Below are 18,757 nucleotides of genomic sequence, written 5' to 3' on the forward strand. Positions count from 1 at the left end.
GACCCAGCGGCGCCAAAGGCGAAATCTTTCAGCAGCACAGCGTTCGAAATTCCGTCCGCGACAGGTTCGCGCTCACGCGCGCCGCGGGGTCCCCCCGTCGCGCTGGGCGCGCCGGAGGATGACGAAAACAGCGGTCAGACCGTCAGGGTGCGATAGCCCGACGACGAGGTGATGACGCCCGTCTCGTCCAGCAGTTGGGCGATCTGGACGGCGTTCAAGGCGGCGCCCTTGCGCAGGTTGTCGGACACGACCCACAGGTTCAGGCCGTTCTCGATGGTCGGATCCTTGCGGATGCGCGACACATAGACGGCGTGTTCGCCGGCGGCGTCGACGGGGGTGATGTAGCCGTCGTGCTCCTGCTTATCGATCACCAGCACGCCCGGCGCCTCGCGCAGGATGGCGCGGGCCTCGTCCGGCTCGATGGGGCGGTCGAACTGGATGTTCACGGCCTCGGAGTGACCGACGAAGACCGGCACGCGCACGCAGGTGACCGTGACCTGGATGTCGGGGTCCAGCATCTTGTGCGTCTCGTCCGACATCTTCTTCTCCTCGTCGGTCGAGCCGTCCTCGAGGAAGGAACCGATGTAGGGGATGACGTTGAAGGCGATCTGTTTGGGGAACTTCTTGGGACGCGCGTCACCCAGGCCATAGATGGCCTTGGTCTGGTTCCACAGCTCGTCCATGCCTTCCTTGCCGGCGCCGGACACCGACTGATAGGTCGAGACCACCACCCGCTTGATCTTGGCCGCGTCGTGCAGGGGCTTCAGCGCCGTGACCAGCTGGATGGTCGAGCAGTTGGGGTTGGCGATGATGTTCTTCTTCTTGGCGTCCTTGACCGCGTCGGGGTTCACTTCCGGCACGATCAGCGGCACGTCGGGGTCCTTGCGGAAGGCCGAAGAGTTGTCGATCACGATGGGGCCGGCCTTGCCGATCTTTTCGGACCAGGCGCGCGAGACATCGCCGCCGGCCGACATCAGGACCAGGTCCACCTTGGAGAAGTCGAACTGTTCGATGTCCTGGCATTTGATGGTCTTGTCGCCGAACGAGACCTCCACGCCCTTGGATTTTCGCGACGCGATGGCGTGCAGTTCGTCCACCGGGAAGCTCAGCTCCTCGAGGATGTTCAGCATTTCGCGGCCCACATTGCCCGTGGCCCCGACGATCGCGACGCGATAACCCATGTTTCTTGTCCTTCGGACGCGCTACGCTCGGCTCGCGGAGCCTCGCTGCTTGAGCGCATTTTAGTGATGGCCCTGCAAATAGGCGTTCGGGGCCGCGAAGCAATCGCTTTTCACTGTCCTGGGCTTTAAGCAACGCTCCCATGACCTCCCGCATACGCAACGCCTACGACATCCGCGTGGAAGAGGGCGTGCTGACGCCCGATCCGGCCCAGGGCGAGGTGATCGTCGCCCTGGAACGGCTGGAGACGGACCTGGCCAAACGCGGCCTGTTCGGCCGTCCGCCCGAGGTGAAGGGCGTCTATCTGTGGGGGCCGCCGGGACGGGGCAAGTCCATGCTGATGGACCTGTTCTATTCGGCGACGCCCGAGCCGCGAAAGACGCGCGCCCATTTCCACGCCTTCATGGCTCGGATCCACCACCTGGTGAAACAGTGGCGCGAGGGGGATGCGAAGACGCGCAAGGCCGTGTTCGGCACGCATAAGGGCGACGATCCGATCCCGCCGATCGCCAGGCTGATCGCGTCGGAAGCCCGGCTGCTGTGTTTCGACGAGCTTCAGGTCACCGACATCGCCGACGCCATGATCCTGGGACGGCTGTTCGAAGCCCTGTTCGAGGATCGGGTGGTGCTGGCCATCACCTCGAACCGCGCTCCGGAGGACCTGTACAAGAACGGCATCAACCGCCAGCTCTTCACGCCCTTCATCGACATCATCCGCGAGCGTTGCGCGGTGGTGGAGATGGCCGGCGCGCGCGACTGGCGGCGGGACCGGATGACCTCGGCCCAGGTGTGGCACACGCCCGACGACCGCGCAGAGTTCGAGGATCTGTGGCGCGAGCTGAAGGGCGGGGAGCCCGAGGAGCCGGCGCACCTGACCGTGCTGGGCCGCGACGTGGTGGTGGAGCGCACCGTCGGCTCGATGGCGCGGGCGACGTTCGCCGAGCTGTGCGGCAAGCCGCTGGGACCGCAAGACTATCTGGCCGTCGCCGAGCGGTTCCATACCCTGTTTCTGGAAGACGTGCCGATCCTGAGCTCTGCAAACCACCACGAGGCGCGGCGTCTGGTGACCCTGGTGGACGCGCTCTACGAGGCCAAGACCAAGCTGATCGTGCTGGCGGCGGCCCGGCCCGAGGCCCTCTATACCGAGGGGGTGGGGGCGTTTGAGTTCGAGCGGACCGTGTCGCGGTTCAACGAGATGCAGAGCAAGGACTGGCTGGCGCACGTGCGCGACTGACGGCTAGGGTGGGGACTGACCTTCGGAGAGTTTCCATGCGCCGCCTCGCCCTCGCCGCCGCCCTTCTTATGACTCTGTCGCCGCTGACGGCGGGGGCGGCCTTGGCCCAGACGGCGCCGGCGGCGGCCAGTCGAGGTCTGACGCCGGCCGAGGTCGGGGCGTGGATCACCAGCCTGGGCGGGCGCGTCGGGCCGGTGCAGACCGAGAACGGACTGACCTTCTTCACCGTGACCAATGCGGGCCTGACCTGGGCGGTCTTCTTCTACGGCTGCGAGGCGGGCGTCTGCGGCGAGGTTCAGTTCAGCGCGGTCGTGCCGGGCGCCGGGGCGACGCTGGACAAGGTCAACGCCTGGAACCGCGACAACCGCTATCTGAAGGCCTTCCATACGGCTGCGGCGACCCCGACGGCGACGGCGCAATACGACGTCGTCGTGCTGTCGGGCGAAGGCGTGGCGCAACTGGCGGACCCGCTGGCGGTCTGGCTGCAACTGCTGCCCAAGTTCGCGGGCGAGATGGGGTATGTGGCGCCGCAATGATCTCGCTCTCCCGGTGGGAGAGGGCTTGAGCACACGGCGGCGATAGCCGTCGTTCTGGTGCGAAAGGGTGAGAGTCGCGCTCGTGCTAACTGGCCCACCGCCCGACCCTCATCCTGCCCTGCGGGCCACCTTCTCCCAATGGGAGAAGGGACAAGAAAAAAAGGGCCGCGGATTGCTCCGCGGCCCTTCGTCATTCGACAGAGGCGTGGCTTAAGCCAGCGAGCCGTCGATGTCCTTGCAGGCCTGCAGCAGGCCCTGGACCGAGGCGACGGACTTTTCGAACATCGCCTTTTCTTCGTCGTTGGTGGTGAACTCGATCACCTTCTCGACGCCGCCGGCGCCGATCAGGGCGGGGACGCCGACGTAGAGGTCCGACAGGCCGTATTCGCCCGACAGCCAGACAGCGCAGGGCAGGACGCGCTTCTGGTCCAGCAGGTAGGACTTGGCCATGGCGATGGCGCTCTCGGCCGGGGCGTAGAAGGCCGAGCCGGTCTTCAGCAGGGCCACGATCTCGCCGCCGCCCTTGCGGGTGCGGTCGACGATGGCGTCCAGGTCGGCTTGGCTCAGGAAGCCAGCGGCGACGGCGTCGGGCAGGGGCAGGCCGCCGACGGTCGAGTGGCGCACCATCGGCACCATGTCGTCGCCGTGACCGCCCAGGGTCCAGGCGTGGATGTCCTGCACCGAGACGCCGGTCTTTTCAGCCAGGAAGTAGGCGAAGCGGGCCGAGTCGAGCACGCCGGCCATGCCGACGACCTTCTCCTTGGGGAGCCCTGAGAACTTCTGCAGGGCCCAGACCATGGCGTCGAGCGGGTTGGTGATGCAGATGACGAAGGCGTTGGGGGCGTGGGCCTTGATGCCCTCGCCGACGGCCTTCATGACCTTCAGGTTGATGCCGATCAGGTCGTCGCGGCTCATGCCCGGCTTGCGCGGCACGCCGGCGGTGACGATGCAGACGTCGGCGCCCGCGATGTCGGCGTAGTCGTTGGCGCCCTTCAGGGCAACGTCCGAGCCGAAGACGGCGGTGGCCTCGGCGATGTCGAGAGCTTTGCCTTGCGGCGTGCCTTCGGCGATGTCGAACAGGATCACGTCGCCCAGGGCTTCGCGCGCGGCCACGTGGGCCAGGGTTCCGCCGATCATGCCGGCGCCGATAAGGGCGATCTTCGCGCGAGCCATGGATGTCTCCGTTTATTGCGTGTGCGAAATGGGGATTAATCGTGCGGGCGGTCTAGACCCCTCGCGCGGCTGTCGCAAGAACCTCGCTTTACGGCCTTGGTCGGGGCTGCGAAGGTCCGGCCCTAACCGGAGGATTTCGATGCGCCCTTCTCTCGCTCTCGCCCTGCTGCTGGGCGCCGCGCCCGTCGTCGCTTCGGCGCCAGTCATGGCCCAGACCCCGCCCGCCACGATCGGCGACCGATACATTCCCGCCCCCTGGTGGATGCGCGATCCGGTGATCGCCTCGGTCGGCCAGGTGCGGGTCGAGATCCAGGCCAACCGCGCCTTCGTCTCCGCCAGCTTCCAGTCCGTGGATCGCAGCGTCACCGAGGCGTCGCGCGCCGCCGCCGACCAGGTGCGGGCGCTGAGCCAGTCTCTGTCGGCTTACGGTGCGGACAAGGTGCGGGTCGAGACCAGCGTCACCACCCGGCCTCTCTATGACCAATACCGCGACGAGAACGGGGTGATGCGCGACAACACCCGCGCCGACCGCGTGGCCCGCTATCAGGCCGACGCCTCGGTCAGTGTGACGGTGCGCGACGTGCGCCTGATCGAGCGGGTATACGCCACCATCGTGGCCTCGCGCCCGACGTCGATCGGTCAGGTGAACTTCAACCTGGAGCCTGAGAATAGCTGGAAGGCCAATCTGCAGGCCGAGGCGATGAAGGATGCGCGCCGCCGGGCCGAGGCGGCGGCGGCGAATGCGGGCGCGACCCTGGGCCGGGTCAAGATCATCGATCCCTCGGGCCGCGTCTGCCAGACGGACGTCCTGGCCGGCTGGCCGTCCTACGCCGCCGGCGGACAGGCGACGACGGTGGACGACATCGTAGTGACGGGATCGCGGGTGAGCGCCGAAATGGCCTTCGCTCCGCCGCCTGCGCCTCCTGCGCCGATGGCAGGCGGGGCAGGCCCCAGCGAGGCGGACATAGAAGCGGCGCGGCTGGCGCTGCAACCGCCGTTGCAGACCCTGACCGACAGCGCCTGCGTCATCTACGGGCTGAACTGAGGATGGGGTTTGAGGTTGCGCCGGCTTTCGGGGTCGGGTCGGTCGCCGCAGCCGAATGGCCGCTGTGCCATGTGCGGCTGCAGGACGATGCGCGTTTTCCCTGGTTGATCCTGATCCCGCGCGTCGAGGGGGCGGTAGAGCTGGAGGACCTGAGCGTCGAGCAGCGGGCGATGCTGATGGAGGAGACGGTGCGGGCCGGGGCGTTGGTCCGGCGGCTGGGCGCTGTGGAAAAGCTGAACGTCGGCGCCATCGGCAATGTGACGGCGCAACTGCATGTTCATGTGGTGGGGCGGAGGCGCGACGACGGCCTGTGGCCCGATCCGGTGTGGGGGCGAGGGCCGGTTATTCCGTATACGGACGATGAGCGGGCGCGGCTGCTGGCCATCCTGAGTTCGTCATCTTAGGCCTTGTGCCTAGGATCCAGACTCCCGGTTTTGACGATGACGCACTCTGCGGACGCACCGGGAGTCTGGATCCTCGCCACGAGGGCGAGGATGACGGATTTAAAAGGCGGTTCGCCCCATGACCCTCAGATAATATCCAGCGGCACCGCATGGTTCGGGGCCCTGAACGCCTCGTCCAACCGTTCCAGATCTTCCAGATCGAACTGGATTTCCAGGGCGTCGGCATTGGCCTCGACGTGTTCGACGGAGCTGGCCTTGGGGATGGCGATGACGCCGTCGTGGCGCAGGACGGCGGCGAGGGCGACCTGGGCCGGGCTGGCCGAATGGCGGTTGGCGATGTCGCGGATCAGGGGCTGTTCCAGCAGTTCGCCGCGTCCCAGGGGCGAATAGGCCATCATCGGCATGTCGCGCGCCTGCATCCAGGGCAGGAGGTCGAACTCCACCCCGCGCGAGGCCAGATTGTAGAGCAGCTGGTTGGCGGCGCAGTCCTCGCCGCCCTCGATCTCCATCAGCTGTTCCATGGCCCGCAGGTCCAGGTTGGATACGCCCCAGCGGGCGATCATTCCCTCGTCGACCAGGTCTCGGAAGGCCTCGACGGTCTCTTCCAGCGGGACGTTGCCTTCCCAATGCAGCAGGTAGAGATCCAGCCGTTCGACGCCGAGCCGTTCCAGCGACTTCTCGCAGGCGAGCATCATCTTCATCTCCGAGGCGTTCTCGGGCCGGACCTTGGAGACCAGGAAGACCTCGTCGCGACGGTCGGCGATGACCTCGCCCACCAGCCGTTCCGAGCGGCCGTCGCCATAGAGTTCGGCCGTGTCGATCAGGGTCATGCCCAGGTCGATGCCGCGGGCCAGGGCCTGCTGCTCCTCGTCGCGCCAGGCCGGGTCGTCGCCCAGCTCCCAGGTGCCTTGGCCGAGGGCGGGAACGGTCGTACCGTCTGCGAATGTGACGAGGCGGGTCATGTCCGTCCTGACGAAGAATAAGCGGCGAAGACCGCGAAGGAGGGTGGAATGCGAACGCGGCTTATCAAGACCGACGGCCTGGTCCAACAGGTTCTGGACGCCGGGTTCGAAGACCAGAACGCGCCGCTGGTCCTGCTGATCCACGGCTTTCCCGAACTGGGGATCAGCTGGCGGGCCCAGGTCGAGGCCTTGTCCCAAGCAGGATACCACGTCGCAGCCCCCGACATGAGGGGTTATGGCGGGACCGAGAAGCCGGCGGGGGTGTACGCCTATTCCATCCTGCACCTAGTCGGGGACATGGTCGATCTGGTCCGGGCGCTGGGCAAGAGGGCCTGCGTCGTCGTGGGTCACGACTGGGGCGCGCCGGTGGCCTGGCATTGCGCCCTGTTGAGGCCCGATGTCTTCACCGCAGTGGCGGGCCTGTCGGTGCCGTTCCAGCCGCGCCGGCTTAAAGGACCGCCCACCGCCGCCATGGCCGCGATCTCGAAACGGGCCGGGCTGGGCGACCTCTACATCAGCCGGTTCCAGGCGCCGGACGCCCATCTGCCGATGGACGCCGATGCAGGGACGGCGTTGAGGAAGCTGTTCTACGCCTATGACGGGGCGACCCCGGCGGATCGGCGCTCCACCGGCTTCATGCCCGAGGGTGTGGATTTGCTGGACACCATCAACGACGCAGCGACCCTGCCGCCGTGGATGAGTGAGGCGCATTTCGATGAGTATGTGCAGGCCTTCTCGGCCGACGGGTTCGACGCGCCGCTGAACTGGTATCGGGCGATGGATTTGAACTGGTCGCTGACGGCCTTCGTGCAGGACCAGAAGATCACACCGCCCGCCCTGTTCGTCGTCGGTGAGAACGATCCGGTGCGCCACTACGCCGGAGGCCATGAGGCGGGGTTGAAGGACTGGGCGTCGGGGCTGAGGCGGTCGGTGGTCGTGCCGGGGGCGGGGCACTGGATCCAGCAGGAGCGGGCGGATGAGGTGAACGCGCTGCTGCTGGAGTTTTTGGGCGGGCTTTAGGCCGCGTCCGCCATCGCCATCTGCTCGCGCACTTTTGCGACGATTTCCAGGCCGCGGATGCGGGCGGCGTTGTCGAACATCATGCCGGTGACCATCAGCTCGTCCACGCCGGTCAGGGCGATGAAGTCGGAGAGCTGGCGCTTGACGGTCTCGGGCCCGCCGACGGCGGAATAGAGCAGGCGGCCCTTTGCGCCCTCGATCTGTTGCGGCGTCAGGACGGTGGTGATGTCGTCGACGGGCGGGGGCAGTTTGCCGGGCTTGCCGGTCGAGAGGCGGGCGAAGCTCTGCTGCATCGAGGTGGACAGGCGCACGCCCTCCGCGTCGGTGTCGGCGGCGAAGACGTTGATCGCGGCCATGGCGTGGGGCTTGGCTAGGCGGTCAGACGGGGTGAAGGTGCGGCGATAAAGCGCCAGGGCCTCGAGCAACAGTTCGGGAGCGAAATGGCTGGCGAAGGCGTAGGGCAGGCCGAGTTGGCCGGCCAGCTGCGCGCTGAACAGGCTGGAGCCCAAGAGCCAGACGGGTACGCGCAGGCCGGCGCCGGGCACAGCGCGAACGGGCTGGTTCTCGGACGCCGGCTCGAACCACTGGATCAGCTCGACCACATCGCGCGGGAACTGGTCGGCGCCTTCGAAATAGCGACGCAGCGCACGGGCGGTGGCGCCGTCCGTGCCGGGCGCGCGGCCCAGACCGACGTCGATGCGGCCGGGGAACAGCGTCTCCAGCGTGCCGAACTGTTCGGCGACCACCAGGGGCGCGTGGTTGGGCAGCATGACGCCGCCCGAGCCGACACGGATACGCTGCGTCCCCGCCGCCACATGGCCGATGACGATGGAGGTCGCGGCGCTGGCGATGCCCGGCATGTTGTGGTGCTCGGCCAGCCAGAACCGCTCATATCCGAGACGGTCTGCGGCCTGGGCCAGGGCCAGGGTTTCGTCCAGCGCGCGGCGGGCGTCGCCGCCTTCGACGATGGGGGAGAGATCGAGTACGGAAAAGGGTATCATGCCGACTAGATCGGGGCTGCCAGCCGGGGTTCAAGGGCAAGGCGCCGGGAACCGCAACCGGGGCAGGGGCTTTAATCGTTCAACACGGAGACATGCGCCATGACGGATGCCGATCCCACCCAGCCCGAAGTCCAGCCCCATGAATTCCAGGGTGACGACGCGCGCGAAGCCGCCGACATGGGCGAAAAGCCTGATCTGGGTCACAAGGCCGACACCCTGATCGATGCGCTGGACGGCAGCGATTCCGGATCCGACACCCGCGCCGGCTCGCTGCGCGGCGGCTCGGCCAGCGGTTCGGACGACGACCCCGACTCCCGCAAGATCAATCAGGCGTTGGCCGAAGAGGGGCGGGAGTTCGAGGATCCGGATTCGCCGACCAACGCCTCACCCAATGCGTTGGAGGGATCGGGCCGTCATTTCGAAGGTCCCGGCGGCGATCCGGCAGAGGGCGCGCGAGACGACTAGACGGCGCGCCTTGCCGCCGCCGCATGCATGCGCCACGGTGGGGCTTAGACCACTTAGGTCAGGGACGATTTCTAGATGATGCTCCGTTTGGCGGTTCCGGCCGCTCTGGTTCTGTTTTGCCTCGCCGGATGCGACCGATCGGCCGAGCCTGCCGAGGCGGGGCCTGCGCCGGCCGCCGTCACCGCCCCGCCGGCCACCGAGCCTGCGGCGCCTGTTCCTGCGCCCGCCGCCGCCGCCGGCGCGCCTGTCGCCGCCATGCCCGCGATGACCGGCGCGCCGGAATACGCCGCCCTCTATCCCGGCGCTCGCGTGGATGGTCAGCCCTTGCTGGCAGACGGCGAGGCCGGGGACGGCGGGCTGGTCACCTACACCACCGACGCCTCGCCGGACCAGATCGTCGCCTTCTACCGCGAACGGGCCGAGGCGGCGGGCCTGCGCTCCGTCACCGGCATGAACCAGGGCGACGCCCGGGCCTATGGCGCGGCGGGCGAAACGGCGGACGGCCCCCGGCTTCAGGTCGTGGCGGCGCCGGACGAGGCCGGCGCGACCTCGGTTCAGCTGAGCTGGAGCGAGGGCCAGTGAGGACGGTCGCCGCCCTGGGCGCGGCGACGGCGATCCTGCTGGTCAGCGGCTGCGCCGGCGCGCCAAGGCCCGCCGTGACGACGCCTTCGCAAGGGTTTGTGGCGGACGGCGTCATCGCGCGGCTCGCCGAGGCGGTCGCGCCTCCGCCCCCGGTCGGTTCGGGCCAGGACCTGGCGGACAAGGCGGCGTCCGCCCGCTATGTCGCGCTGGAGGACAGCGACCGCTGGCTCCTGGCCACATCGCATGCGGAACTGCGCCCGCCACTGGCCTTGCAGCATTTCGATTGCGCACTGGGGGTCCGGCTGGGGTCGGCCGAGACGCCGGCGCTCGACCGCCTTATGGCCAAGGTTTTCCATGACGCCGACGCCGTGGCCGAGCGGGTGAAGGCGCGGGCGGCGCGGCTGAGGCCGGTCGGCGACGACCCGCAACGCCGCGCCTGCCAGACGCTGAATGCGACGGGCCGGGCCAGTCCCTCCTATCCGTCGGGCAGCGCCGCCGTCGGAACGGCCTATGCCGAGGCCTTCGCGGTGCTGGAGCCGGATCGCGCCCAGGCCGTGCGGCGGATCGGCCATGAGATCGGGGTCAGCCGGCTGATCTGCGCCATGCATTATCCGACCGACGTGGCGGCGGGCGAGGACATCGGCCGCGCTGCGGCCGCCGAGGCGGCGGCGACGCCCGCCTTCCAGGCTGATGCAACGGCGGCGCGGGCAGAACTGGCGGCGGCGCGTCGCAGCGGCCTGACCAATCCCGGCTGCGCGGCCGAGCGCGCGGCCCTGGCGACCGTCCTGCCCTGAGATGGTGCTATGGCTGGTCCTGGCGGCGCTGACGGTCCAGGCGCCCGCCGCGCGCGACTGCTCGGCCGAAGAGATTCGTGAACTGACGACGCCGTCGGATCGGCCCTATCGGCTGGCGTGCCGCGCGACGCTGTCGGGCGTCGATATCCGCCGCCGCATCCTGTTCGAGGGCGCCGAGGCGTCCGGCGTGGCGCTGGACTGCGGCGGCGGACGCATCGTTGCGCCGGGTCAGCCGACGACGACGGCGCCGACCGTGGCGGTATGGTCCCGCCGCGAAGGGGCCGGATGGTCGAGGCCGGCCGATGTCGTGGTGCGAAACTGCGTCGTCGTCGGCAATGTGCGGATCTGGGGCATGGGGGCGGGCGGGTCGATGCGGGACCTGCTGGCCTCGTCGCGCACCGTCGGCCACACCATCGCGGCCCAGTCGGCGGCGCCGATCGGCACGGTGCTGGATCATGTGCGGTTCGAGGCCGTCGGGACCATTCCCCTCTATGTCGGTCCGGGTGTGACGCGCACGATGGTGACGCGATCCACCTTCGTCGGCCGCTCCACCTCAACCGCCGTCTATCTGGATGCGGAAAGCGCGGGCGCGCGTCTTCAGGACAACACTTTCGACATTCAGACGGGGCGCGAGCAGATCGCCGTCGACGGTTCGGGCGCCAACCAGATTGTGGGCAATCGACTGGCCCTGGACGGGCGGGGCGGGGTCTTCCTGTACCGCAACTGCGGCGAGGACGGCGTGATCCGCCATCAGACGCCGTCCTATAATCAGATTACGGACAATATCTTCACCGGCGCAGCGTGGTTGCGGCCGCGCGCGGTGGTGATCGGCGCGCGCGAGGGCGGCCGGCCCTACTGCGGCGACGACCGGGGCTGGCCGTTCGGCTCCAGCGTGGACGACGGCGACGGCGCCACGGGCAATCTGGCGGCGCGCAACACTGTGCGGCGGTGAGGCCTCGGCGCCGCACTTGCGCGATCCCTCTCCGCCGGGCCAACTGAGCCCCTGATCGACCGGGGGATGATGATGCGGCTGGCTCTTTTTCTTGCGTCCCTGACGGCCGCCCTCGGCCTGGCCGCCGTCGCCAGCCAGACCCCTGCGCCCCTGCCGGCCTCGACGCCCGCCATCGGCTTTTCGGCCGAGCGCGCCATGGTCGATGTGCGCCGCATCGCCCGCGCGCCGCATCCTGTGGGATCGGTCGAACATGCGCAGGTCCAAGCCTATCTGTTCCAGCGTATGGCGACGATGGGGCTGCAACCGCATCTGCAATCCGGCGCCCTGTCGCCGGCGGCGGTCGCAAGGATCGAACGGGACGGCGGCGATGCGGACGCCCTGAGGGCCGTCAACATCGTGGGGGATCTTCCGGGCCGGAAGCCCGGCCTGCCCGCAGTCGTCCTGATGGCCCATTATGACAGCGTGCCGAACTCGCCTGGCGCAGCCGACGACTCCACGGGCGTCGCGGCGATCCTGGAGGCGGTGCGGGCGATCAGGGCGCGGGGGCCGATGGACCGGTCGCTGGTGGTGCTGCTGACCGATGCGGAGGAGTTGAACCTGGACGGGGCGCGAGCCTTCTTCAGCGAGCACCCGCTGCGCGATCATATCGGCGCGGTGATCAATCTGGAGGCGCGGGGCGGGGGCGGTCGCGCCATGATGTTCGAGACCGGGCCAGGCAACGCCCAGACCATCGCCCGCTACGCCCAGGCGACGCGAAAGGCCAGCGGCGGCCCGTCCAGCAACGCCCTGGCGGTCTTCATCTATCGGCTGATGCCGAACGGAACGGACTTCACGGTGGCGGCGGGGCGGGAGCTGGCGGGGGTCAACTTCGCCTTCATCGGCCGCCCGGCGCAGTATCATTCGCCCGCCTCGACGCCCGACGCCCTGGACCAGGGGAGCCTGCAGCATATCGGGTCGCAGGCGCTGGAGACCGCCGACGCCCTGCTGCGCGCGCCGTCCCTGCCGCAGGCGACACAGGATGCGGTCTATGCCGATGTGTTCGGCCTCTTCGTGATCAGTCATGGGCCGGGCGTCGGATGGCTGCTGCTGGTCGTTGCAGGCGCCCTGACCGCCTTCGCCGCCTGGGGCGCGCGTCATGCGACGGGGTTGACGGTCATGTCGGTGGTGCGGGGCGCGACCGGGGGGCTGTGGCTGGTCGCCGGCGCCGTGGTCGTGGGCCAGGCCGTGCGGGTTCTGGCGGGACCCGTCGGCAGCCGGATCGCGTCGGCAGAGACCTATTACACCCTGCTGCGCCGCCTGCCGATGCTCGAGATCGGCGTGGCGCTGGCGGTCGCAGGGCTGGTCCTCGCGCTTGTTGCAGGGCGTGCGCGGGTGGGCCGCAGGGTGTCCGCCTGGGTCATCGCGGCGGCGGCCGTTCTGGCGACGGTCCTGGGCGGTCTCAGCCTGATCGTCGTCGGCGCGGCGGTGGTCGGGGTGGTGCTGAGCCTGTGGCCGGCGGGCGAGGACGAGACCCCCTGGGGCGGTTGGCTGGGGCTGATCATCCTGGTGCTGGTTCTGGGGACGCTGGTTCAGGCGGTCGCGCCCGAAGCCGCCTTCCTGTTCATCTGGCCCGGCCTGACCGCTGCGCTCGCCGCCGCCGCGACGGCTCTGATCGGGGCCCGGCTGATGTCTTGGCGCACCCTGATCCCCCCCGCCGTCGCCACGGTGGTCGTCGGGGCCTGGCTGCTGGTTCAGGGTCACGGCGTCTTCCTGGGCGTCGGCATAGACCTGCCCGGCGCCCTGGGCGTCATCGCCCTGCTGATCGTGATGCTGGCCCGACCCCTGACCCCCACGACGTCGCGCGGCGCGCGGGGTCTGGCGGTTCTCGGCGCCGTGGGTCTGGTGATGGGGTGCGGCCTCGCCCTTGCGGCGCGGGCCGTGGCGTGATTTCCAGCCTGATTTCCGGGTCGTAGGCGGAATCAATCCGGGCTATGGGTGTCGCCTGCACCGTCGGGAGGGTGGGCGCGCTTGCACCACGCATACGTCAATCCGTTCGCCGTCCTGTCGCTGGCGGTCGCCATCCTGGGCGCCTGGACGGCGCTGGATCTGTTCAACAGGACCCGCAGCCACCTGGGGTCGGCGCGGCTGCGCTGGCTGGGCGTCGCGGCCATCGCGCTGGGGGTCAGCGTCTGGTCGATGCATTTCATCGCCATGCTGGGGTTTCACGCCACCGAGGCCATCTCCTACGACCCTGGCCTGACCCTGATCTCCTTTCTGCTGGCCGTCCTCGGGACGGGTGCGGCCTTCCTGGCGGCGGGGACGCCGGGCGCGGGGTTTGGGCGGCTGGCGGCGGCGGGCGTGCTGATGGGGACGTCCATCGTCGCCATGCACTATGTCGGCATGAGCGCGATGCGGATGGCCGCGACCCTGACCTATCGACCGGGCGTGGTCGCGCTGTCGGTCGTGGTCGCCATCGTCGCCGCCTACGCCGCCCTGATCGCCGCCCGCCAGGAGCGCGGCCTGAAATGGAGGGCGGTTGCAGCGGTCATCCTGGGGCTGGCGATCGTCTCGATGCACCATATCGGCATGGCCGCCCTGATCCTGACCCCGGTCGCGGGGGCCGCTCAACCGGCCGGCGCGGCCTCGCCTCTGGCCCTGGCGGTCGCGGTGACGGCCGGATCGGTGACCCTGCTCTTCATGGCCCTTGGCGCATCCGTCGCCGATCAGAGGACCAATGTCCTGGCCGCCATCGACGCCGGCGGCGTCGGCTTCTGGGAGGCGGCCCTGCCTCTGAAGGCGCCGGTCATGTCGCCCCGGGCCAGGGATATCCTGTCCATCGGCACGGACACGCGCCTAGGTCCGACTGAGATCGGCGATCGCCTGTCGCCCGAGGACCTGCCGCTGCACCGGGCGGCCCTGCAACGCGCCATGTCCGAAGGCGTCGAATACGATCAGGAATGGTTCCTGCCCGCGACCGGCCGCTGGATCCACCTGCGTGGCAGACTGATCCGCAGCCGCTCGGGCCGTCCGCTGAGGATGTCCGGCGTCATCACCGACATCACCGACCGGCGCGCGGTCTTCGCCGCCCTAGCCGACAGCGAACGGCTTCAGCGGGTGTTGATCAACGAACTGAATCACCGGGTGAAAAACACCCTGGCGACGGTGCAGTCCATCGCCCGGCAGACGGCGCGCCGCACGCCGGACGTGGCGACCTTCACCACCCTGTTCGAAGCCCGGCTGCTGGCCCTGTCGAACACCCAGAACCTACTGACGGCCGGCAATTGGGAGCGGGCCGATCTGCGCGCCCTGCTGGCCCAGGAACTGGCGCCCTATGCCGAGGAACAGGTTCGACTGAACGGTCCGGACGTCGATCTGGATTCCCATCAGACCCTGGGCATGGGGCTGGTGTTTCATGAACTGGCGGTCAACGCCGCCAAATACGGGGCGCTGTCCACGGCCGCCGGCTGCGTGCGGATCGACTGGTCGATCAGCGAGGGCCATCTGCTGCTGGATTGGGTCGAGAGCGGCGGGCCCGAGGTCAGGCCGCCCGAACGGCGCGGGTTCGGTTCGGCGCTGATGGAGTCCACCGTGCATCGTTCGCTGCGGGGGTCGGCGGCTTTGGCCTATGCGCCCGAGGGCATTTGCTGCAGCCTGAGACTGCCGCTTTAAGATACGTCAGAAACGGTCGCAAGTCGCAGATGTTCTTGTTTTGATCGACGAGAACATCTTGTGAACCAGAACAAACCATGCACATAGTCGTCCTCACGAAACGGGGGCGGGTCCAGGCGGGTCTCTCCCAAGCTTAATGACGGGAATCATGGCAAGGGAGACGAAGGCAATGGCTTCACAGGCAGCACTCAAGTTGGTGGGCAAGGACGACGGCGACAAGCAACGCGCCCTGGAGGCGGCGATCGCACAGATCGATCGCGCCTTCGGCAAGGGTTCGGTGATGAAACTGGGCAAGGGCGGGGTCGCCGACGTGATCCCCTCGGTGTCCACCGGATCGCTGGGTCTGGACATGGCGCTCGGCATCGGCGGCCTGCCGCGCGGTCGGGTGATCGAGGTGTTCGGCCCTGAATCGTCGGGCAAGACGACCCTGGCCCTGCATACGGTGGCCGAGGTTCAGAAGGCCGGCGGCGTCGCCGCCTTCGTGGACGCCGAACACGCGCTGGATCCCGGCTATGCCCAGAAGCTGGGCGTGAACCTGGATGATCTGCTGGTGTCGCAGCCGGACACCGGAGAACAGGCGCTCGAGATCGTCGACACCCTGGTGCGCTCCGGCGCCGTGGACATCGTGGTCGTCGATTCCGTCGCGGCTCTGACGCCGCGCGCCGAGATCGAGGGCGAGATGGGCGACAGCCTGCCGGGCCTTCAGGCGCGTCTGATGAGCCAGGCGCTGCGCAAGCTGACGGCCTCGATTTCCAAGTCGAACTGCATCGTCCTGTTCATCAACCAGATCCGTCACAAGATCGGCGTCATGTATGGCTCGCCCGAGACGACGACGGGCGGCAATGCGCTGAAATTCTACGCCTCGGTGCGTCTGGACATCCGCCGCACCGGCGCGATCAAGAACCGCGACGAGGTGGTCGGCAACACCACCCGGGTCAAGGTGGTCAAGAACAAGGTCGCCCCGCCGTTCCGCGAGGTCATCTTCGACATCATGTACGGGGAAGGCATCTCCAAACTGGGCGAGATCATCGACCTGGGCGTCAAGGCGGGGGTGATCGAGAAATCGGGCAGCTGGTTCAGCTACGACTCGACCCGGATCGGCCAGGGCCGCGAGAATGTGCGCGAATTCCTGAAACAGAACCCCGACATCGCCGTCTCAATCGAGAAGGCGGTGCGGGCCTCGACCAACAAGATCGCCGACGAACTGCTGGGCACGCCCGAGCCGGACGAAGGTCAGGATCTCGAAGGCTGACACCAAGACAAGAGGCTGGGCGGCCGGGCGGACCTTGCGGGGTCGCTCCGGCGTCGGCCCGGTCTTTTCACCCTACTCCGTCGCCCCTAGCGACCCGCCACCGACCCCGCGAAGGGCGGCGGAGCGACCCGCTCGACCTCGTGTCGGGCGGGTCTTTTCTTTTTGGTGGTGGGTCTGACTATCCTTTCGTCATTCCGGGCGAAGGGCCGCTTGGCCCGCAGACCCGGAATGACGAAAGTGATCAGCGCATCTCAAACGAAAACGGGCGACCCGAAGGCCGCCCGTTCCCATTAACTCGACGATGTCCGCAGCCGATCAGGCGGCGGCCTTCTCCGGGGCGAACTTGCCGTAGAAGGTCTCGTTCTTGGCGGCCATGTCGTGGAGCAACTGCGGGACCTTGAAGCGGTCGCCGTAGGTCGCGGCCAAGCGGTCCGCCGTCTCGACGAACTTGGCCAGGCCGATGCCGTCGATCATGCTGATCGGGCCGCCGGTCCAGGGCGCGAAGCCCCAGCCCAGGATGGCGCCCAGATCGGCTTCACGGGGATCGTCGATGACGCCCTCGGCCCAGCAGCGGGCGACCTCGACGGCCTGGCGATACAGCAGGCGCGTCTTCAGCTCATCGATCTGGGCGAAGGCGGTCGCCTCTTCGGGCTTGTCGATGCCCTTGGTGGTCGGCGCCAGATCGGCCAGCCCCGCCCACAGCGTCTTGGGCTTCTGGTCATAGTCGTAGAAGCCCTTGCCGTTCTTGCGGCCGAAGCGTCCGCCCTCGACCATGGTGGCTACGATCTGCTCGCCCTCGTTGGCGACGTACTTGTCGCCGAGGTCGGCCTTGGTCTGTTTGGCGATCTTGTAGGACAGGTCCAGAGCGACGTCGTCGTGCATCTCCAGCGGGCCGCGCGGCATGCCGGTCATGCGACCGACATTGTCGATCAGGGCAGGGCCGTAACCCTCCTCCAACATCGCCATCCCTTCCATCAGGAAGGTGGAGAAGCAGCGCGAGGTGTAGAAGCCTCTGGAATCGTTGACGACGATCGGTGTCTTCTTGATCTTCAGCACATAGTCCAGCGCCTTGGCGATGGCGGCCTGGCCCGTTTTCTCGCCCAGGATGATCTCGACCAGCATCATCTTGTCGACGGGCGAGAAGAAGTGGATGCCGATGAAGTCCTCGGGCCGGACCGAGGCCTCGGCCAGGCCGGTGATCGGCAGGGTCGAGGTGTTGGAGCCGAACACGGCGCCCTCGACCAGTTGGGCCTCGGCGCGCTCGGTCACGTCGGCCTTGATCTCGCGGCTTTCGAAAACGGCCTCGACGACCAGGTCCGACCCCTTGATCAGCTCATAGTCGGTCGTCGCGGTGACCGAACCCAGCAGGGCGTCATACTTCTCCTGCGTCAGCTGGCCGCGCGACAGGCGCTTCTTCAGCAGTTCCTCGACATGGGCCTTGCCCTTGTCGGCGGCTTCCTGGGTCTGGTCGATCAGGATGGTCTCGATGCCGGCGAGCGCCTGCACATAGGCGATGCCCGCGCCCATCATGCCGGCGCCGATGACCGTGACCTTCTTCGGATCGGACTTCGGAATACCCGCCGGACGCACGGCGCCCTTGTCTAGTTCCTGTTTCGACAGGAACAGCGAACGGATCATGGCCTGGGCCTGCGGCGTCATCAGGGTCTTGATGAAGTAGCGGGTCTCGATGCGCAGGGCCGCGTCCATCGGAACCTGGGCGCCCTCATAAACAGCCTTCATCAGGTTCACCACGGCGGGATAGTTGCCGTAGGACTGTTTGCGCAGCATGGCGTTGCCGACCATGAAGTTCTGGATGCCGGCCGGGTGATAGGGGCCGCCGCCGGGCAGTTTGAACGATTTGTCGTCCCACGGTTGCACGGCCTTGCCGCCGTTCTTGATCCAGGTCTTGGCGGCCTCGACCGACTGACCCTTTTCGACCACTTCATGGACGATGCCGGCGCCCTTGGCGTCGTTGGGGCGGAAGGACTTGCCCTCGCTCATGGCCATCATGGCGTTCTGGACGCCGACCAGGCGCGTCAGGCGCTGGGTGCCGCCGCCGCCGGGGAAGAGGCCGACCTTGATCTCGGGCAGGCCAAGCTGGATCTTGTTGTCGTTCTCGACCACGCGGTAGTGGGTCGCCAAGGTGAACTCCAGCCCGCCGCCCAGGGCCAGGCCGTTGATCGCGGCCGCGATCGGCTTGCCCGAGGTTTCCAGCGCGCGGAAGGCGCCGTTCAGTTTCCAGCCGGCGTCGAACGCCTTTTGCAGGTCGCCGCCGCCCGACAGCACGCCACCGGCCATGTCACCCAGGTCCGCGCCGGCGCAGAAGCCCGAGGCCTTGCCCGAGGTGATGACCGCGCCCTTGATGGCGTCGTCGGTCTTGATGCGTTCGACGAGTTCGGGGATTTCCTTCATCACCGAAGAGGTCAGGGTGTTCATCGAACGGCCCGGCACGTCGAAGGTGATCAGGGCGATTCCGTCGGCGTCGACGTCGATCTTGAAGTTTTCCATGG

The 18,757-nt window shown here is 68.1% G+C and carries 17 protein-coding genes; 12 read left to right on the top strand and 5 right to left on the bottom strand.

Features of this window, described 5'->3' with window-relative positions; all coding sequences use genetic code 11:
* Nucleotides 1-134 precede the first annotated feature (134 nt).
* Nucleotides 135-1,181, bottom strand: a complete 1,047-nt coding sequence (locus tag ACODSC_RS09815) for an aspartate-semialdehyde dehydrogenase (RefSeq protein ID WP_488813712.1) — start codon at nucleotides 1,179-1,181, stop codon at nucleotides 135-137.
* Between the two features lie 140 nt (nucleotides 1,182-1,321).
* On the opposite strand from ACODSC_RS09815, the gene zapE reads away from it, so the two are divergent.
* Both zapE and ACODSC_RS09825 read left to right on the top strand, forming a co-directional pair.
* Nucleotides 1,322-2,413: a cell division protein ZapE gene (gene zapE, locus ACODSC_RS09820; protein WP_488813713.1), complete on the top strand. Its 1,092-nt coding sequence runs from the start codon at nucleotides 1,322-1,324 to the stop codon at nucleotides 2,411-2,413.
* 35 nt (nucleotides 2,414-2,448) lie between these two features.
* Nucleotides 2,449-2,949 carry a YbjN domain-containing protein gene (locus ACODSC_RS09825; protein ID WP_488813714.1) on the top strand — a complete coding sequence of 167 codons (501 nt, stop codon included), beginning with the start codon at nucleotides 2,449-2,451 and terminating at the stop codon, nucleotides 2,947-2,949.
* Nucleotides 2,950-3,159: 210 nt separating this feature from the next.
* Here the strand turns inward: ACODSC_RS09825 and mdh are convergent, their stop codons facing one another.
* Entirely contained in the window at nucleotides 3,160-4,122 is a 963-nt protein-coding gene (mdh, locus tag ACODSC_RS09830; RefSeq protein WP_488813715.1) for a malate dehydrogenase, read from the bottom strand.
* A 139-nt stretch (nucleotides 4,123-4,261) separates the two neighbouring features.
* Between mdh and ACODSC_RS09835 the strand changes: the two genes are divergently transcribed.
* Together ACODSC_RS09835 and ACODSC_RS09840 are read left to right on the top strand one after the other, a co-directional pair.
* Nucleotides 4,262-5,167, top strand: a complete 906-nt coding sequence (locus ACODSC_RS09835; RefSeq protein ID WP_488813716.1) for an SIMPL domain-containing protein — start codon at nucleotides 4,262-4,264, stop codon at nucleotides 5,165-5,167.
* A 2-nt stretch (nucleotides 5,168-5,169) separates the two neighbouring features.
* Nucleotides 5,170-5,571: an HIT domain-containing protein gene (locus ACODSC_RS09840; RefSeq protein WP_488813717.1), complete on the top strand. Its 402-nt coding sequence runs from the start codon at nucleotides 5,170-5,172 to the stop codon at nucleotides 5,569-5,571.
* Between the two features lie 125 nt (nucleotides 5,572-5,696).
* Here ACODSC_RS09840 and ACODSC_RS09845 read toward each other — a convergent pair whose 3' ends face one another.
* Nucleotides 5,697-6,533: an aldo/keto reductase gene (locus ACODSC_RS09845; protein ID WP_372693276.1), complete on the bottom strand. Its 837-nt coding sequence runs from the start codon at nucleotides 6,531-6,533 to the stop codon at nucleotides 5,697-5,699.
* A 48-nt stretch (nucleotides 6,534-6,581) separates the two neighbouring features.
* Here ACODSC_RS09845 and ACODSC_RS09850 point away from each other — a divergent pair, with 48 nt between their 5' ends.
* Nucleotides 6,582-7,553 carry an alpha/beta fold hydrolase gene (locus ACODSC_RS09850; RefSeq protein ID WP_488813718.1) on the top strand — a complete coding sequence of 324 codons (972 nt, stop codon included), beginning with the start codon at nucleotides 6,582-6,584 and terminating at the stop codon, nucleotides 7,551-7,553.
* Here ACODSC_RS09850 and ACODSC_RS09855 read toward each other — a convergent pair.
* The gene (locus ACODSC_RS09855) at nucleotides 7,550-8,554 is read right to left on the bottom strand and encodes an LLM class flavin-dependent oxidoreductase (protein ID WP_488813719.1); all 1,005 of its coding nucleotides are present in this window, start codon (nucleotides 8,552-8,554) and stop codon (nucleotides 7,550-7,552) included. The genes ACODSC_RS09850 and ACODSC_RS09855 overlap by 4 nt on opposite strands.
* Before the next feature lie 99 nt (nucleotides 8,555-8,653).
* Here ACODSC_RS09855 and ACODSC_RS09860 point away from each other — a divergent pair, with 99 nt between their 5' ends.
* The 7 genes from ACODSC_RS09860 to recA all read left to right on the top strand — a co-directional run bounded on the left by ACODSC_RS09860 (nucleotide 8,654) and on the right by recA (nucleotide 16,247).
* Nucleotides 8,654-9,019, top strand: coding sequence for a ribonuclease (locus tag ACODSC_RS09860; RefSeq protein ID WP_488813720.1), 366 nt, complete (start codon nucleotides 8,654-8,656; stop codon nucleotides 9,017-9,019).
* A gap of 75 nt (nucleotides 9,020-9,094) precedes the next feature.
* Nucleotides 9,095-9,601, top strand: a complete 507-nt coding sequence (locus tag ACODSC_RS09865) for a hypothetical protein (protein WP_488813721.1) — start codon at nucleotides 9,095-9,097, stop codon at nucleotides 9,599-9,601.
* Complete coding sequence (locus ACODSC_RS09870; protein ID WP_488813722.1) at nucleotides 9,598-10,395, top strand: phosphatase PAP2 family protein; 798 nt, start codon at nucleotides 9,598-9,600, stop codon at nucleotides 10,393-10,395. The genes ACODSC_RS09865 and ACODSC_RS09870 overlap by 4 nt, the downstream gene beginning before the upstream one ends.
* A 1-nt stretch (nucleotide 10,396) precedes the next feature.
* Complete coding sequence (locus ACODSC_RS09875) at nucleotides 10,397-11,347, top strand: right-handed parallel beta-helix repeat-containing protein (protein ID WP_488813723.1); 951 nt, start codon at nucleotides 10,397-10,399, stop codon at nucleotides 11,345-11,347.
* A gap of 72 nt (nucleotides 11,348-11,419) precedes the next feature.
* Entirely contained in the window at nucleotides 11,420-13,273 is a 1,854-nt protein-coding gene (locus ACODSC_RS09880; protein ID WP_488813724.1) for a M20/M25/M40 family metallo-hydrolase, read from the top strand.
* Between the two features lie 81 nt (nucleotides 13,274-13,354).
* Nucleotides 13,355-14,995, top strand: a complete 1,641-nt coding sequence (locus ACODSC_RS09885; RefSeq protein WP_488813725.1) for an MHYT domain-containing protein — start codon at nucleotides 13,355-13,357, stop codon at nucleotides 14,993-14,995.
* Between the two features lie 169 nt (nucleotides 14,996-15,164).
* Complete coding sequence (gene recA, locus ACODSC_RS09890) at nucleotides 15,165-16,247, top strand: recombinase RecA (RefSeq protein WP_488813726.1); 1,083 nt, start codon at nucleotides 15,165-15,167, stop codon at nucleotides 16,245-16,247.
* A 315-nt stretch (nucleotides 16,248-16,562) separates the two neighbouring features.
* Here recA and ACODSC_RS09895 read toward each other — a convergent pair whose 3' ends face one another.
* Nucleotides 16,563-18,755: a 3-hydroxyacyl-CoA dehydrogenase NAD-binding domain-containing protein gene (locus ACODSC_RS09895; RefSeq protein WP_488813727.1), complete on the bottom strand. Its 2,193-nt coding sequence runs from the start codon at nucleotides 18,753-18,755 to the stop codon at nucleotides 16,563-16,565.
* Nucleotides 18,756-18,757 lie beyond the last annotated feature (2 nt).

It is taken from the genome of Brevundimonas sp. FG128 (assembly GCF_057809775.1).

What these genes read in the sequence shown, in the direction of transcription:
- ACODSC_RS09815 (WP_488813712.1), bottom strand. Translation starts at nt 1,181, where the DNA reads ATGGGTTATCGCGTCGCGATCGTCGGGGCCACGGGCAATGTGGGCCGC.
- zapE (WP_488813713.1), top strand. Translation starts at nt 1,322, where the DNA reads ATGACCTCCCGCATACGCAACGCCTACGACATCCGCGTGGAAGAGGGC.
- ACODSC_RS09825 (WP_488813714.1), top strand. Translation starts at nt 2,449, where the DNA reads ATGCGCCGCCTCGCCCTCGCCGCCGCCCTTCTTATGACTCTGTCGCCG.
- mdh (WP_488813715.1), bottom strand. Translation starts at nt 4,122, where the DNA reads ATGGCTCGCGCGAAGATCGCCCTTATCGGCGCCGGCATGATCGGCGGA.
- ACODSC_RS09835 (WP_488813716.1), top strand. Translation starts at nt 4,262, where the DNA reads ATGCGCCCTTCTCTCGCTCTCGCCCTGCTGCTGGGCGCCGCGCCCGTC.
- ACODSC_RS09840 (WP_488813717.1), top strand. Translation starts at nt 5,170, where the DNA reads ATGGGGTTTGAGGTTGCGCCGGCTTTCGGGGTCGGGTCGGTCGCCGCA.
- ACODSC_RS09845 (WP_372693276.1), bottom strand. Translation starts at nt 6,533, where the DNA reads ATGACCCGCCTCGTCACATTCGCAGACGGTACGACCGTTCCCGCCCTC.
- ACODSC_RS09850 (WP_488813718.1), top strand. Translation starts at nt 6,582, where the DNA reads ATGCGAACGCGGCTTATCAAGACCGACGGCCTGGTCCAACAGGTTCTG.
- ACODSC_RS09855 (WP_488813719.1), bottom strand. Translation starts at nt 8,554, where the DNA reads ATGATACCCTTTTCCGTACTCGATCTCTCCCCCATCGTCGAAGGCGGC.
- ACODSC_RS09860 (WP_488813720.1), top strand. Translation starts at nt 8,654, where the DNA reads ATGACGGATGCCGATCCCACCCAGCCCGAAGTCCAGCCCCATGAATTC.
- ACODSC_RS09865 (WP_488813721.1), top strand. Translation starts at nt 9,095, where the DNA reads ATGATGCTCCGTTTGGCGGTTCCGGCCGCTCTGGTTCTGTTTTGCCTC.
- ACODSC_RS09875 (WP_488813723.1), top strand. Translation starts at nt 10,397, where the DNA reads ATGGTGCTATGGCTGGTCCTGGCGGCGCTGACGGTCCAGGCGCCCGCC.
- ACODSC_RS09880 (WP_488813724.1), top strand. Translation starts at nt 11,420, where the DNA reads ATGCGGCTGGCTCTTTTTCTTGCGTCCCTGACGGCCGCCCTCGGCCTG.
- recA (WP_488813726.1), top strand. Translation starts at nt 15,165, where the DNA reads ATGGCTTCACAGGCAGCACTCAAGTTGGTGGGCAAGGACGACGGCGAC.
- ACODSC_RS09895 (WP_488813727.1), bottom strand. Translation starts at nt 18,755, where the DNA reads ATGGAAAACTTCAAGATCGACGTCGACGCCGACGGAATCGCCCTGATC.